At 73.3% G+C, this 13,183-nt stretch carries 14 protein-coding genes; 8 read left to right on the top strand and 6 right to left on the bottom strand.

Translation table 11 applies throughout. From position 1 onward, the window contains the following. Nucleotides 1-265: 265 nt before the first annotated feature. A complete protein-coding gene (locus OTB20_RS28670) occupies nt 266-838 on the top strand; it encodes an ATP-binding protein (protein WP_324290427.1) in 573 nt (190 codons plus the stop codon). Nucleotides 839-868: 30 nt separating this feature from the next. On the opposite strand, the gene OTB20_RS28675 is transcribed toward OTB20_RS28670, so the two are convergent. After that, the gene (locus OTB20_RS28675) at nt 869-1,213 is read right to left on the bottom strand and encodes an STAS domain-containing protein (RefSeq protein WP_267821825.1); all 345 of its coding nucleotides are present in this window, start codon (nt 1,211-1,213) and stop codon (nt 869-871) included. Between the two features lie 209 nt (nt 1,214-1,422). Between OTB20_RS28675 and OTB20_RS28680 the strand changes: the two genes are divergently transcribed. The 7 genes from OTB20_RS28680 to OTB20_RS28710 all read left to right on the top strand — a co-directional run bounded on the left by OTB20_RS28680 (nt 1,423) and on the right by OTB20_RS28710 (nt 6,038). Next, nucleotides 1,423-2,349 (top strand): SigB/SigF/SigG family RNA polymerase sigma factor, encoded by a 927-nt coding sequence (locus OTB20_RS28680; protein WP_267821827.1) that lies wholly within the window; start codon nt 1,423-1,425, stop codon nt 2,347-2,349. A gap of 9 nt (nt 2,350-2,358) precedes the next feature. Beyond that, on the top strand, nt 2,359-2,829 hold the full coding sequence (locus OTB20_RS28685; protein WP_267821829.1) for an STAS domain-containing protein: 471 nt from the start codon (nt 2,359-2,361) through the stop codon (nt 2,827-2,829). After that, the gene (locus OTB20_RS28690) at nt 2,826-3,782 is read left to right on the top strand and encodes a sensor histidine kinase (protein ID WP_267821831.1); all 957 of its coding nucleotides are present in this window, start codon (nt 2,826-2,828) and stop codon (nt 3,780-3,782) included. Before OTB20_RS28685 ends, OTB20_RS28690 begins: the two co-directional genes overlap by 4 nt. Before the next feature lie 148 nt (nt 3,783-3,930). Beyond that, nucleotides 3,931-4,398, top strand: a complete 468-nt coding sequence (locus OTB20_RS28695) for an ATP-binding protein (protein ID WP_267821833.1) — start codon at nt 3,931-3,933, stop codon at nt 4,396-4,398. A 132-nt stretch (nt 4,399-4,530) separates the two neighbouring features. After that, on the top strand, nt 4,531-4,653 hold the full coding sequence (locus OTB20_RS28700; RefSeq protein WP_267821834.1) for a hypothetical protein: 123 nt from the start codon (nt 4,531-4,533) through the stop codon (nt 4,651-4,653). 142 nt (nt 4,654-4,795) lie between these two features. Then, nucleotides 4,796-5,245 carry an SRPBCC family protein gene (locus OTB20_RS28705; protein ID WP_267821836.1) on the top strand — a complete coding sequence of 150 codons (450 nt, stop codon included), beginning with the start codon at nt 4,796-4,798 and terminating at the stop codon, nt 5,243-5,245. A 184-nt stretch (nt 5,246-5,429) separates the two neighbouring features. Then, the gene (locus tag OTB20_RS28710; RefSeq protein WP_267821838.1) at nt 5,430-6,038 is read left to right on the top strand and encodes a response regulator transcription factor; all 609 of its coding nucleotides are present in this window, start codon (nt 5,430-5,432) and stop codon (nt 6,036-6,038) included. Nucleotides 6,039-6,075: 37 nt separating this feature from the next. Here the strand turns inward: OTB20_RS28710 and OTB20_RS28715 are convergent, their stop codons facing one another. The 5 genes from OTB20_RS28715 to OTB20_RS28735 all read right to left on the bottom strand — a co-directional run bounded on the left by OTB20_RS28715 (nt 6,076) and on the right by OTB20_RS28735 (nt 13,175). Next, complete coding sequence (locus OTB20_RS28715; protein ID WP_267821840.1) at nt 6,076-7,875, bottom strand: ATP-binding cassette domain-containing protein; 1,800 nt, start codon at nt 7,873-7,875, stop codon at nt 6,076-6,078. Continuing rightward, nucleotides 7,872-9,662, bottom strand: a complete 1,791-nt coding sequence (locus OTB20_RS28720) for an ATP-binding cassette domain-containing protein (protein WP_267821842.1) — start codon at nt 9,660-9,662, stop codon at nt 7,872-7,874. Before OTB20_RS28720 ends, OTB20_RS28715 begins: the two co-directional genes overlap by 4 nt. A 68-nt stretch (nt 9,663-9,730) precedes the next feature. Next, nucleotides 9,731-9,859, bottom strand: a complete 129-nt coding sequence (locus OTB20_RS28725; RefSeq protein ID WP_267821844.1) for a SapB/AmfS family lanthipeptide — start codon at nt 9,857-9,859, stop codon at nt 9,731-9,733. Continuing rightward, nucleotides 9,846-12,470 carry a class III lanthionine synthetase LanKC gene (lanKC, locus tag OTB20_RS28730; protein ID WP_267821845.1) on the bottom strand — a complete coding sequence of 875 codons (2,625 nt, stop codon included), beginning with the start codon at nt 12,468-12,470 and terminating at the stop codon, nt 9,846-9,848. Before lanKC ends, OTB20_RS28725 begins: the two co-directional genes overlap by 14 nt. A 99-nt stretch (nt 12,471-12,569) precedes the next feature. After that, the gene (locus tag OTB20_RS28735; RefSeq protein ID WP_420716509.1) at nt 12,570-13,175 is read right to left on the bottom strand and encodes a VanZ family protein; all 606 of its coding nucleotides are present in this window, start codon (nt 13,173-13,175) and stop codon (nt 12,570-12,572) included. Between the last annotated feature and the right edge of the window lie 8 nt (nt 13,176-13,183).

The raw sequence follows: 13,183 nt of genomic DNA on the forward strand, positions 1-13,183 counted from the left end.
GCGCCCTGCTCCACGGGGATCCGGCTTCGCCGCAACACCGGTCCGGAGAAGGCTAGCGCCGCCGAAGGGACCATAAGGCACGGTCGATCACACCGGGGACGGCGCATCCTGGCTGCGGAAAGGGGAGATGGGCACAGGCACGACCGGGCCCGTCCCGAACGCGCCCTGCCGCAAGGAGTTTTGGGAGAATCCGGGGTGCCCGGACGGGTTGCGGGTAGACGAACCGGTGACACTCGCACACAAGGGAGGAATCGGGGTGAAGGCGATGGCGGTCAAGGCAGTGGGCTGGGCACGTTCGTTTCCCGTCTCGGAGGGCGTCCGGGCGGCTCGGGAATGGACCGCGGAGCATCTGGAGTCGCTGCCGTGGAGCGGTTCGGTGGCCGACACCGCGTACTCCGTGCTGGTCTGCGTCTCCGAACTCGTCACCAACGCGCACCTGCACGCGGTCGCCACCGCGCACCTGGTGCTGACCTGGGACGGCCGCTGTCTGCACGTGAGCGTCGCGGACGGCGATCCACGGCTGCCCAGGCCCCGGGAGCTCGAAGCCGACGCGGCGGCCACGTCGGGCCGCGGGCTGGGGATCGTCAACGCACTGGCCGATTCGCTGGACGTTCACGCGAGCCACGGCGGCAAGGCGATCACCGCGTGCTTCCGGCCCGCCGGCGGACCGGACCCGCACGCGCAGGCCCCGGACACCGAGGACGCTCACACGCAGGGCCCGGACCGCAAGGGCCCGGACCGCAAGGGCCCGGACCGCAAGGGCCCGGACCGCAAGGGCCCGGACCGCAAGGCCCCGGACCGCGAGGGCCCGCACGTCGAGGGCCCCGACGGCGCCTGAGCGGCTCCGCGGCAGGTCACCCGTGCGGGTTCATCCCCCGGCGGCGTCCTCGACGCTCGCGTGCAGGGACAGGACCGTATCGGCCCCGGTCACCGCGAAGAGCCGCCGCAACTGCTCGCCCGGGGCGGCGACGCGCAAGGTGGTGAGGTGGTGCAGCCGCAGGAGCAGGTTCAGGAAGGAGGAGTCGCCGAAAGTGACGGAACCCACGTCCAGCACCACCAGCGGGTGCAGGCCCGCGGCCGCGGTGAGGGCCTCCTCCAAAGGAACCAGCGTGTCCTGGTCGAGCTCTCCTCGGGCCACCACCACCCATCCGGCCCCAGTCTGGTAGCCGTCCCCGACCACACCCTGCCGGTATCCGTCCCCTGCTCCGGTCATGTCCGCCTCCCCGGATCGCCAGTCGTACGTGCTTCCAAGGGAGTATGCCTGGTCGTCGCGCCGGCACCGCCGCCGCGGGTCTGGCACCCTTGCCCCCGGGGTCCTTCACGCGCCCCGGGGAAAAACTCCTGCGTCGAAGTGTGTAGACCCTTTGATGCGGGGCAGAAGCGCCCCGGCAGCCGTCAGTCGATCGGGAGGGAGCGGCCACCATGCATGACTCGGCCACCGTTGTACGCCCCATTCGTGCAACAGACGCTGGAGTACGTTCGTGTGACCGGGAGTCCGGGGAAGCACAAACGCAGAGCGAGGACCTGTTCCATGTGGAGAACGCCCGGGAGATAGCGCCCGGCGACGCACGGGAGCTCTCGCGGCACTTCTTCGTGAGACTGCGCACCCTGGAAGAGGGGACGCGCGAGTACCAGTACACCCGCAACACGCTGATCGAGATGAACCTCTCTCTCGTCCAGTTCGCCGCGCGGCGCTTCCGTGCCCGCGTGCTCGGCGGCGGTCTCGACATGGACGACATCATCCAGGTGGGAACGATCGGCCTCATCAAGGCCATCGACCGTTACGACACCGAGCGCGAGGTCGAGTTCTCCACTCTCGCCCTCCCGTACATCACGGGTGAGATCAAGCGCTACTTCCGCGACACCACCTGGGCCGTGCACGTACCGCGCCGCCTGCAGGAGCTGCGAACGGAGCTCGCCAAGGCGCAGGAGTCGCTGAGCGACGTCCTTGGCAGGGCGCCGACCGTCAAGGAGGTCGCCCAGCACCTGGAGCTGACCGAGGAGGAGGTCATAGACGGGCTGGTGGCCGCGAACGGCTACACGAGCAGTTCCCTCGACGCCACCACCTCCGACGGCGACGCGCCGTCCGCGGCGGCCCGGTCCTCCCGGCCGCTGGCGGAGCGCCACGGCACCGTGGACCCGGGCATGGAGCTCTTCGAGGAGTTCCACACCCTGGCACCCCTGCTGGAGCAGCTGGACGAACGCGACCGGCTCATCCTGCAGATGCGTTTCGGCCAGGAGAAGACCCAGGCGGAGATCGGCGCCGAACTCGGTGTCTCCCAGATGCAGGTCTCCCGCATCCTCTCCCGGACCCTCGCCCGCCTGCGCACCGGCATGCTCGCGGTGTAGGAAGGGCTCATGACCTCCTCTCGCAGACCCGACCGGTCCGCCTCCCCCGCAGGCGCCCCACCGCGCCCGGACACCGCGGTGGGGGCGGACCCGGTTGCAGGGTGCGGGGAGGCGGGGGCCGGACCGCAGTCCCGGGCCGGAGCCGGACCGGGCGCGGACACGGACGCGTCGGCACCGCTGACCGCCCGGCCGCTCCGGGGCCGCCCGGGTGCGCGCCTGAGCGGCAGCTGCGACCTCGACACCCGGCATTGCCTGTCCTCCGCGCTCGGCGCCGTGACAGCGATTCCCGGCCCCGTCGTCCACCTGGATCTTTCCGCCGTGCTCTTCCTCGACACGGCCGCGGTCGCCGCCCTGGTACGGGCGGCGGCCGCCCTCAACGGGCAGGGGCGGCGCCTCTTGCTCCACGACCCGCCCTATTCATTGCGTAAGGTCGTGGAGATGTTCCCGGACGAATGCGCCGCGCTGGAGGTCGCAGCATGATCACTGTTCCTGAGCCCACCGGGCCCGGGGCCTTCGTCCATCCCGGCCTCTTCTACCAGGACCTCGACGAGTACCTGGCCGGCGTGGGCGGTTTCGTACGCACCGCCCTGTCGGCCGGGGATCCGGTCCTCGTCGCCGTACCGGGCCCGCACCTGGACGCGCTGCGCGAGAGCCTCGGCGGGAGCGCGACGGACGTCACCTGGACGGACATGACGGAGCTGGGCCGCAATCCCGGCCGCATCCTGGCCGCCCTGCAGGACTTCGCCGACCTGCACGTGAGCCGGGCGGCCCGGATCGTCGGCGAGCCGATCTGGCCCGGCCGCTCCCCCGCCGAGGTCCTGGAGGCCACCCGGCACGAGGCCCTCATCAACACTGCCTTCGCCGGCCGGCCCGCCACCATCCTGTGCCCGTACGACATACGCGGGCTGGCGCCCGACGTACTGGCCGACGCCCGGCGCACGCACCCCACGCTGATCGAGGAAGGCCGGGACCTGGCGAGCCCGGCGTACACCGACGCCTCGAGGGTCTCGGCGGACTGTGACCTGCCGTTGCCCGAGCCCGAAGGCGAGGCGCTCCGGTTCGAGTACTCCCACGGAGGACTGGCCGAGGTGCGCGATCACGCCGAGGTTTGGGCCCGCACGACCGCGCTGACCCCGGCGCGGCGCGGCGACCTCGTGCTGGCCGTCAGTGAGGCCGCGGCCAACTCCCTGTCCCACGGTGGCGGCAAGGGCACGCTCCGCCTGTGGAACAGCGTCGGCGCCGGTGCGGGAGTCGTCGCCGAGATCCGCGACGCGGGCCTGCTGGCCGACCCGCTCGCGGGGCGCCGGCGCCCCTCCCTGGCATCGGCCAACGGCGGTCGCGGCCTGTGGATGATCCACCAGCTCTGCGATCTGGTCGAGGTCCGGGCCACGGACGACGGCTTCACGCTGCGGCTCCACATGGCAATGCCCTGACACCGGGGGTCCCATACACTCGGGTTCAGGCCCGGGTGTCCTCGGGCCGCTCGGGGGCATACGGACAGTCCGGGACGTCGACCGCAAGCTCGTCGGACAGTCCCCGGGAGCAGCGAGTACAGCGGTATCGGCACGGGGGTGCGAAAGCATGGTGGAGACCATCGGAGCGGAAACGGGAGATCCAGTGAGCACCGGCCTTCCCGGCGGCGGACAGCGTCGCCGCCTCGCCCTGGCGGGCGTCGGCGGTTCGGTGTCCAAGGGCCGCGACTTCACCCGCCGGGCCCTGCGCGACTGGGGCTGGGACGGGACCGAGACCGCCGAGGACGTCCTGCTCCTCGTGTCCGAGCTGCTGACCAACGCCTCCCTGCACGCGGGCGGCTGCCAGGAGCTCGTCGTCACGTCCGGACAATCGCTCCGCGTCGAGGTGTTCGACGGTACGAGGGTCCTGCCCCTCCTCAACCCGGCCCCGCGGCGCGGCGTGCCGGGCGGCCACGGTCTGCACATCGTGGAGCGCCTGTCCGATCGCTGGGGTACGGACACACACGAACACGGCAAGGCCGTCTGGGCCGAGATCGCTGCCGCCCGGCTGTTGTCCGGCAAGCCTGCGGAACACTGACAGGCCTGGTGCCGGCCGCACGCCGACCGGCCCTGCTCGCGGCCCTGCGTCACGGCCCCGGGGGGCATGCCACCCGCCCGGCCGTAACGCGCGGCAGCGCGTCGTTGCGGCCCCGGGGGGCAGACGCGTTTCATGACCCCTCATCAGCTCACCACCCTTTCCCTGGCCCCGGCGATCGGCCCCTCCTGGGTGCACCTGCTCGTCATCGCCTTCGCGCTGTTCGTCCTCGTGCACACCCTCATCCGACACCCGTAGGGCCGCGCGGGCAACGCGGCGTCCGGCCCGGGTGACCCGCGCATGGGGTTCCGGGAGGCGGGTAACCGCGCCCCTAGACGTCCTGACGGACCGTCCGCACCACCGGGTGCGGAAGCCGCCGTCACTACGGAAGGGGTAACACATGTCGCACGTCGAGGAGTACGTCGAGGTCAACGTCCCCGTACGCACGGCCTACAACCAGTGGACGCAGTTCGAGGACTTCCCCGTATTCATGGAGGGGGTCGACCGCATCGTCCAGCGCACGGACACGCTCACCCATTGGGTGACGAACGTGAACGGCGTGCAGCGCGAGTTCGACGCACAGATCACCGAGCAGCTCCCGGACCGGCGCGTCGCGTGGATGACGGTCGACGGAGAGGCCCGCCAGGCCGGTCTGGTCACTTTCCAGCCGATCGACGCGACCACCACCAAGGTCGTCCTGCACATGAACTGGATTCCCGAAGGACTGGCCGAAGCGGCTGCCGACAAGCTCGGCTTCGTCAAGCGTCAGGTCGCGGGAGACCTGCAGCGGTTCAAGCTGTTCATCGAGTCGCGCGGGGTCGAGACCGGCGCCTGGCGCGGCGAGATCTGACCGCGCCGAGGAGCAGCGGGCCCGGCCTTCAAGGGGGTATCGCGCCTAAGCGGAGCGAGAATCCCCGGGCTTCTCGGCCAAGTTGCCCGTGCGCCCCTGCACGCCCCCCGCAGTGACGTTCCATCACCCCGATACGGGGGCAGCCGCGTGGAGCTGCTGGATCGTCAACCTAGGGGAGCACACGATGACGAAGGTCCTCGTCCTGCACAGCGTCAGCCTGGTCCGCTCGGCTCTGGCCGCACTGCTGAGATCCGAAGGGTCTTTCGAAGTCACGTCGGCGGGCTGGCGGACCGCTGTCCGCCAGGCCGAGTCCTTACGGCCAGACGTGACGGTCGTCGACTTCGACTGTCCGGGGACGACGGCCGTGCTGGCCGGCCACGCACGTGCGGACCGCCAGGTCCTCGCGTCCCCGTCCTCGGTACTGGTGCTCGCGTCGACGGGTGCGCCGGGTTCGCTGCACCGGGCGTTCCGGGCCGAGGCCCGCGGCTACGTGGACAAGGACGGCTCGCCGGGGCGGCTCGTACGGGCGGTCCGGAAGGTCGCCGCGGGGGAACGGTTCATCGACGCCTCACTGGCGTCGGCGTTCCTGGAGGCCGATCCCGTACCGCTGAGTCCCCGCGAGCTCAGCGTGCTGGTCAGGGCCGCGGAGGGCGATTCCATCGCGGAGATCGCCCGCACCCTGCACCTGGCGAGCGGGACGGTCCGCAACTACATCGCCGCGGCGACCCGCAAGACCGGCGCGCGCAATCTCATCGACGCGATCCGGATATCCCGCCGGGCCGGCTGGGTCTAACCCCGGGACGGGCGCGGACGGACACGCGGCCGGCGCGTCACTCGTCCGCCGCCCCGTCCCACTTCCCCACCAGATCCCGGTACAGGGCGGATCTGGCCGGCAGCTCCGCGTGCGTGCCGCACACGGCGCGGGTCCCGTCGAGGACGAGCACCCGGTCGGCGCGGGCCGCGGACGAGATGCGGTGGGCCACGACGACCAGGGTGCCGGGCCGGTCCGCGAGGACCCGCTCGGCACGTTCCTCCGTACGGGGGTCCAGGTGGCAGGTCGCCTCGTCGAGGAGGAGCAGCTCGGCCGGCGACAGGTAGGCGGCAGCCAGCGCGAGGTGCTGGCACTCGCCGCGGGACAACAGCCGGGGTGTCACCTCGGCGTCCAGACCGCCGAGCCGCCCCACGAGGTCTTCGAGCCCCAGGGCGGCGACGGCGCGCAGCACTTCGGTGTCCCCGGGTACGGGGACACCGGGCGCGGCGGCCAGGTGGGTGAGGTTGTCCCGGAGGGTACCGGTGAACACGTAGGCCTGCTGGGGCAGCATGGTGCGCCGCGGGTCGGGTCCCGTGACGCCGGGTCCCCGGCGTGCGCTGGCTCCGGCGACCAGGACCGTGCCCGCTCCGGGCGACAGCATCCCCGCCAGCAGGGCGGTGAGCGTGGACTTGCCGATGCCGCTCGGCCCGACGACCGCGAGGTGCTCCCCCGGCCGCACCACCAGGTCGAGGGCGTCGAGCACGGGGGCCGCCGCGGGGCCGTACGCGAAGGTGACACCCCGGAGTTCGGCCGCGGCGGTGACCCGCCGGCCGGCCGGGACGAGCGGCTGCGGCTTCGCCGTCCCGGCGGCGGCCGCAGCCTTGGCCGCCGCCTCGTCCCCGTTCGCGTCCGACGGGATGGGGTCACAGAAGCGTTCGAGGACCACCAGGAGGCGGGTGCCGGCGGAACCCACCGCCGTCATCAGGGTGTGCAGGGCGGGCAGCAGGGCCTGCATCAGGTAGGTGAGGCCTCCGGCCAGCGTTCCGGCGGTGATCCCCCGTCCGAGCAGCCACGGCGCCGCGACGAGCAGGGCGATCACCGGCAGCCGGCCGGCCGTGCCCAGGGCCAGGATGCGCAGGGCCGTCCAACGCGCGAGCTGCCGGGCCAACCGCTCCTGGGTGGCGATGAGGGGCTCCACCCGGGCCCGGGCCGCGGCCTGTCCGCCGCAGGCGACGATGTCGCGCAGGCCCTCGGCCACCTCACCCGCCCGGTCCGAGAGTGCCTCGTCGGTGTCCAGGGACCGGCGCTGTACGGAGGCCATGGGGCGGAGCGTCGCCAGGAAGGCCGCCGCACCCAGCCCCAGCGGGGGCAGCACGACGAGCAGGAGCACGGGAGCCAGGGCCGCCATGCCCGCGATCGCGCCCAGGGCGGTGAACAGGAACGAGCGTGCGGTCAGGACCAGTCCGGCGAAGGAGTCCCGGGCCATTTCCGTCTGCTGGGTCAGCCGGGACACCGCGCCCGTGCCCGCGGCGCGTGCCGGGTCGGCGACCGCGCGGTCCATCGCCTGCCGTACCGCCCGGCGGACCAGCCCGTCCCGCAGCGGCTCCACGAGGTCGGCGAGGCCGGCGAACACACCGCGCAGGGCGTACCCGCCGAGGAGTGCGCCGGCTCCGGCCGCGGCCAGCCACGCCAGTCCGGTGGTGGTCCGGCCGGCCAGGAAGCCGTCGTCGAGGGCGCGGGCCACGCCGTAGCCGCCGAGGAAGGTGTGCGCGGATTCCAGCAGCGACCATGCCGCCAGCCTGCCGAGGGCGCGCCGCCGGCCGCGCAGGAAGCGCCGGCCCTCGGGGGCGACCCGCCGCCAGGTCTCGCTCTCGCTCACCGCGCCGCCTCGTGGTCTTCCCGGGCCGGCTGGTGCTCGTGCGGTTCCGGAGCCGCGGCGAACACCGAGCGGTAGGCGGGTTCGCGGCGCCACAGCTCGCCGTGCGTGCCGGTCGCCCGCACCCGGCCGTCCTCCAGCCATACGACGAGGTCCGCGCGGACGGCGGACGACAGCCGGTGCGCGACCACGATCCGGGTGCCGGGCCGGACCTCGTGGGCGAGGGCCCGTTCGACTTCGCGGGCCGTGACCGTGTCGAGGCTGGAGGTGGCGTCGTCCAGCACCAGGAGCCGGCCCGCGCCACGGAAGGCCCGGGCCAGGCCGAGCCGCTGGACCTCGCCGCCGGACATCGGGGCGTCGGCGAGGCGGGTGCCGTACCCGTGGGGCAGGCGGCGGACGAACGCGTCGGCGCCCGCCGCACGGGCCGCGGCGCGGATCGTGTCCGGGGCGGGGGCCGGGCACGCGCCGAAGCCGATGGCACCGCCGACCGTGTCTCCGAGCAGGAACGGCCGGTCGAAGGCGTACCCGACCTCGCGGCGCAGCGCTTCGGCGGTCAGTTCCCGCAGGGGTACGCCGTCCAGGAGTACCCGGCCCGCGTCGGGGTCGGTGAGCCGGCCGGCCACGGTGGCCAGTAGCGTCTTGCCGGCGCCGGACCTGCCGACCACCGCCACCGTGGTCCCGCCGGGGATGACCAGGTCGATGTCGTGCAGGACCGTCGACCCGCCGCGCACGACCCGGACGCCCTGCAGTTCGAGCGTGCCGGGGCCCTCTTCCGGGAGTTCCGCCCGGCCGTGGTCCATTGCGGGCAGGGCCAGGAGGGCCGCGGTCCGCCGGGCGGCGGACCGCCCCCGGGCGACCGCTGCCAGTCCTCCGGTCACCGCGCCGACTCCGGCCGCGAGGCCCGCGTACCTCGACGCGGCGAGGAGTTCGCCGATGCCGATGGCGCCGGCAGACAGCCTGATGCCGCCGACGGCGAGGACTGCGTAGAGGAGCATCGGCATGAGGGCCGCCGACCGGGCCGTGGTGCCTCCGTAGACCTGCCACATGCGCCGTCCCTCGGTGCCGAGTTCGGGCAGCTGCGCCAGGATCCGGGCGCGTTCGCGGTCCGCGCTGCCGGCGGCGGCGATCGTACGGGCCCCGGCGAGGGCCTCGACGAGGCGGCCGGCGGTGGCGAGCTGCACCTGCTGGTAGCGGGCGACGCTGGAGAGGGTGTCGCGGGAGAAGGCCCGCAGCAGGAGGACCAGCAGCGGAACGCCCAGGAGGAAGGCGAGCGCGGTCCACAGGTCGATGAGGAGGAGGGCGGCCACCGCGCCGAGCGGCGGCAGCAGGGCGGCGAGGGCGTGCGCGACGGCGGCCGGTACCTTCCCGGCCTCCGCCGCGTGCGCGGTCAGCCGGGCGGCGGTTTCACCGGGGGCGTGGCGGGCCGCGTGGTGCGGGGCCGTCGACAGCAGCCCGGCGAACCCGAGCCTGCGCAGTCGGGCGGTGGAGCGGCCGTCCACGTCTCCGGTGAGCCGGGCGGCGGCCGCGTCGAGCGCCACTTCGGCCGCGATGACGGCGGCGCACAGCAGGGTCCAGGCGGGGGCCGACTGGTCGCGGCGCAGGAGCAGGTCGAGGGTGTGGCCGAGGATCGCGGGTTCGGCGAGGGCCGCCGCGGCGGCCGTCACCGTGCATCCGAGGACGGCGGCGGTGCGTCCGCCGCTGTGACGGGCCGCTGCCACGAGCGCGCGGTCCGCGTCGCGGGCCGTGTCCGGCACCGGGGATCCGTCGGTGGCCTCGTCGGGGGGGCTCATCGGCGGATGCCTCCAGTGGTGTGGTGCGGGCCCGGGCGGAGAACCGCCCGGGCCCGAGGTGACCTGGGTCAGTTACAGGTCGTGATGCTCAGGCTGCTGTCGCCGCAGAGCAGCAGGCTGGCACGGCTGCCGCCGCCGGTCAGCTCCGTGGTCTCTTCCTTCGGGGTCTCCATCGACTGCAGGTCAAGAAGCGTCATGATGATTCCTCTTCTTCTCTTTAGTGGTGCGATGGGTCACGGCCCCGGGTGGGGCCGGCTCTGGGGCCGCCGCGCGTTCGCGCAGCGGCGGGAGGAACGGCAGGTGCGCGCGCCCGCCGGGCGCGGCGCTGCCTAGGGCGAGGAGAGCGCCGGCCGTGCCCGTGGTGAGGTCCATGGACAGCCGCATCATCTGCTCGCCGGGGAAGGCCAGGTGGCCCTGGTACGGGACGGCGTGCCGGGCCAGTGCGCCGATCTGGCGGGCGATGGCGCCGGGGCCGGTGCCCGGGCCCGGTGTGGTGGTCCGGGCCAGGTGGAGGATCATCCCGGCGGCGCCGCGCATCAGCCCCGGCTGGGCGTAGAAGGTCGCCTGGGCAGCTCGTACGATCTCCAGCCGGGCCTGTTCGAAGCGCTCGTCGGGGCCGTGTTCCAGCCAGTCGTCGAGCACCATGCCGATGCCTACGCTGCCTTCGCCGAGGTACGGCATCGTGCGCCAGCCCTCGTTCACCTGGAGGGTGCCGTAGGCGCTGGTGACGCAGCGGTCGAGGTCGCGGTGGAGCGCCCGGGCGGCCTGGATCAGGAGCTCCTTGTCGCCGGTGCGCTCGTACAGCCGCACGAGGAGCAGGGCGGGGCCGGAGTTCCCGTACAGCAGGCCCGCGCGGGCGGGGCGCCGCTCAGGCTGGGCGATCAGCTCGGCGCAGCGCAGGGCCGCGGCGTGCAGTTCGCTCTCGCCGCTCTCGCCGGCGAGTGCGTCCAGGGCCAGGCCGATGCCGGCGAGTCCGCTGTGCAGGTCGGGGCCCGTGCTCTCCCAGGGCTGGTGGATCAGCTGGTCGGCGAGGTCGAGGGCGCGGCCGCGGTGTCCGAGCCGGTCCAGGGTCCAGGCCGTGCCGGCCAGGCCGTCGTAGAAGCCGAGCGGAGTGCCGGACAGCGGGTTCCCGGTCCGGTCGAGCAGCCACTGCTCGGCCTCGGGCCAGGGTTCGGCCCCGGTCTCGGCGAGGGCGTGGAGCACTCCGGCGATCCCGTAGCCGAACCCGATGCCCCCGGCGGTGGTCGCGAACTGGGCGATGTCGCCCGGGACGAGGCGGTCCTCGCGGTCGGGGGTGGCGCTCGCGCGCAGGGCGGCGGTCATCGACGTACGGGCGGCGGGCCATTGGCGCGGCTCGACGGGCAGGTACGGTCCGGGCCGCGCTGCGTCCGGCGCACCGGACATGATCTCCTCGACGGCCTCGTCGAGGAACTGCTTCGGTACGGGGAACTGTTCGGCGGCGACGGCGGCCAGGTGGGCGGCCTTGGCCCGGTCGAGCACGAGCAGGCTGGTGAGCGGGAGGAACAGGGCGAGCCGCAGGCAGGCGAGGGCGTAGCGGTCCACGGAGAATCCGCGCCGCTCGGCCGGGGCGACGAAGGCGGGGTTGGCGACGGTCTGCCGCAGCCCCTCGTCGACGTGCGCGGCGGCTTCGAAGTCGAGCAGTGAGACGGAGGGCTCGCCCGTCTCGTCCTCCGACACCATGATGTTGAAGAGGTGGAGGTCGTTGAAGACCACGCCGCGGGCGTGCACGGCGTCGACGGCCTCCGTGACCCGCCGGTGGACGGTGAGCGCCCACTCGGTGTAGGAGGCGAGCTCCGCCGGGCCGGGATCCGCCTCGATCAGGGGGTGGCGGCGGGCGAAGTAGGTGTTGAGCGGTTTGCCCGCGAGGTGTTCCAGTACCAGGAAGTGGTGGTCGCCGACCGTGAACGTGCCGCGGACCGCGGGGACGCAGTCCAGTCCCGCGAGCCTTTCCAGTGCGGCCTGCTCGCGGTGCAGCCGGGTCACGGCGTCGGCTCCGTCGGCGGCGAGCCCCGCGTGCGGCCGGGCCTCCTTGAGGACGACGGACTCACCGGTCCGGGTGTCCTTGCCGACGTAGACGCCGCCGCCGTTGGAGAAGTGCAGCGCCCGCTCCACCGTGAAGGGGATCCCCGTCAAGGTGAGCGCGGAGCGCGCTTCGAGGTGCGGCTTCAGGAATCCGGGCAGTTCGAGCCACTCGGGCGGCTGGAACACGGGTCCCCGGCGGTCCGGCACGAGCCGCCCGTCGGGCGTCTCGATCGCCGGGACCAGCTCGCCGTGCTCGTCGTAGCAGTGGCGCAGGGTGAAGCTGCCGTAGCGGAGGTGGACCGGGCCGGCGCCCCAGCGCAGATCGCTGAGGATGTACGGTCCGACCGCCCCCGCCAGCGCGGTGTCGAGGTCTTCGGCGATCCGCCGGCACTGTTCCCCGTCGGCCGGGTAGACGGTGATGAACTTCCCGCTCGCCGCGCGGTCGGCGTACTTGGCGTTGCGCAGGTGCAACAGGTACCGGCTCGGGACGAACTTGAAGGCGATGCGCCGGGCGGTGCAGTACTCGTACACCGTCGTCAGCAGCGTTTCCGCGTTGTCGAGCGTGGCCGAGACGTGGATCTTCCAGCCCTGTGAGGGCAGTTCGGCGTCCTCGGGCCGCAGTGCGAGCCAGTCGCCGCTCCGGTGGGAGCGCCAGCCCTGCGGGACGGGGGCGAGGGCGGCCCGGTAGCTCTCACCGGCCCGCCGGTACGGCGCGTCGTAGAACCAGCGGTCTGCGTCGCAGAAGGCGGCGTACCCCTTGTTCACTACTGCTCCCTCGGTCGGTTGGCAGTACCGACCGTGTCACGCCCGGCGGATGGGGCGACAGTCACCGCTGTCACCTACGGGGTGTGCAGTACTCACGAGTCACTTGTCGCGGCGAAAGGCCTTGCGCCACCCCGGTCGGCTCGGCTCCGGTTCCCGCCGCGGTTGCGGTTTCGGTTCCGGCCGCGGCGCCGGCACGGGGACCGGCCTCGGCTCCCGCTGCTGTTCGGCGTCGGTGGCGGAGTCGGCGGACGGCCCCGGTCCCTGCCTGGGCCTGCGGTGCCACCAGTGCCTGCGGCGCGGGTGCACGGCCCGGCCCAGCCGGCGGCCGATCAGCAGGTAGCCCAGGAGGGAGCCGGCCGTGTTGAGGATGACGTCGTCGATGTCGAAGACGCGTCCCGTGACGAGGGCGCCCTGGATGAGCTCCACCAGCGTCATCAGACAGACGGTCACCACGGCGACCCGCAGCAGCCCGCGGGCCGGGGGCATGAGGACGGGCAGGAGTACCCCGAACGGCAGGCCCAGCAGCAGGTTTCCGCCCAGCTGGCGCACCGCCTCGACGGTGGACGCCCCGTCCAGGTAGGCATTGATCGAGTGGCCGGGCCGGACGTTGCTGTGCACCAGGTCCACCGAGGCCGCGGACGGTTCCAGCGTGAGCCGCGCCAGGACCACGCTGAACAGGACGGTCCCGATGAAGGCAGCCAGCATGGCCAGCG

Origin of the sequence: Streptomyces sp. H27-H1, assembly GCF_026627445.1 — a bacterium.
GTDB lineage: Bacteria > Actinomycetota > Actinomycetes > Streptomycetales > Streptomycetaceae > Streptomyces.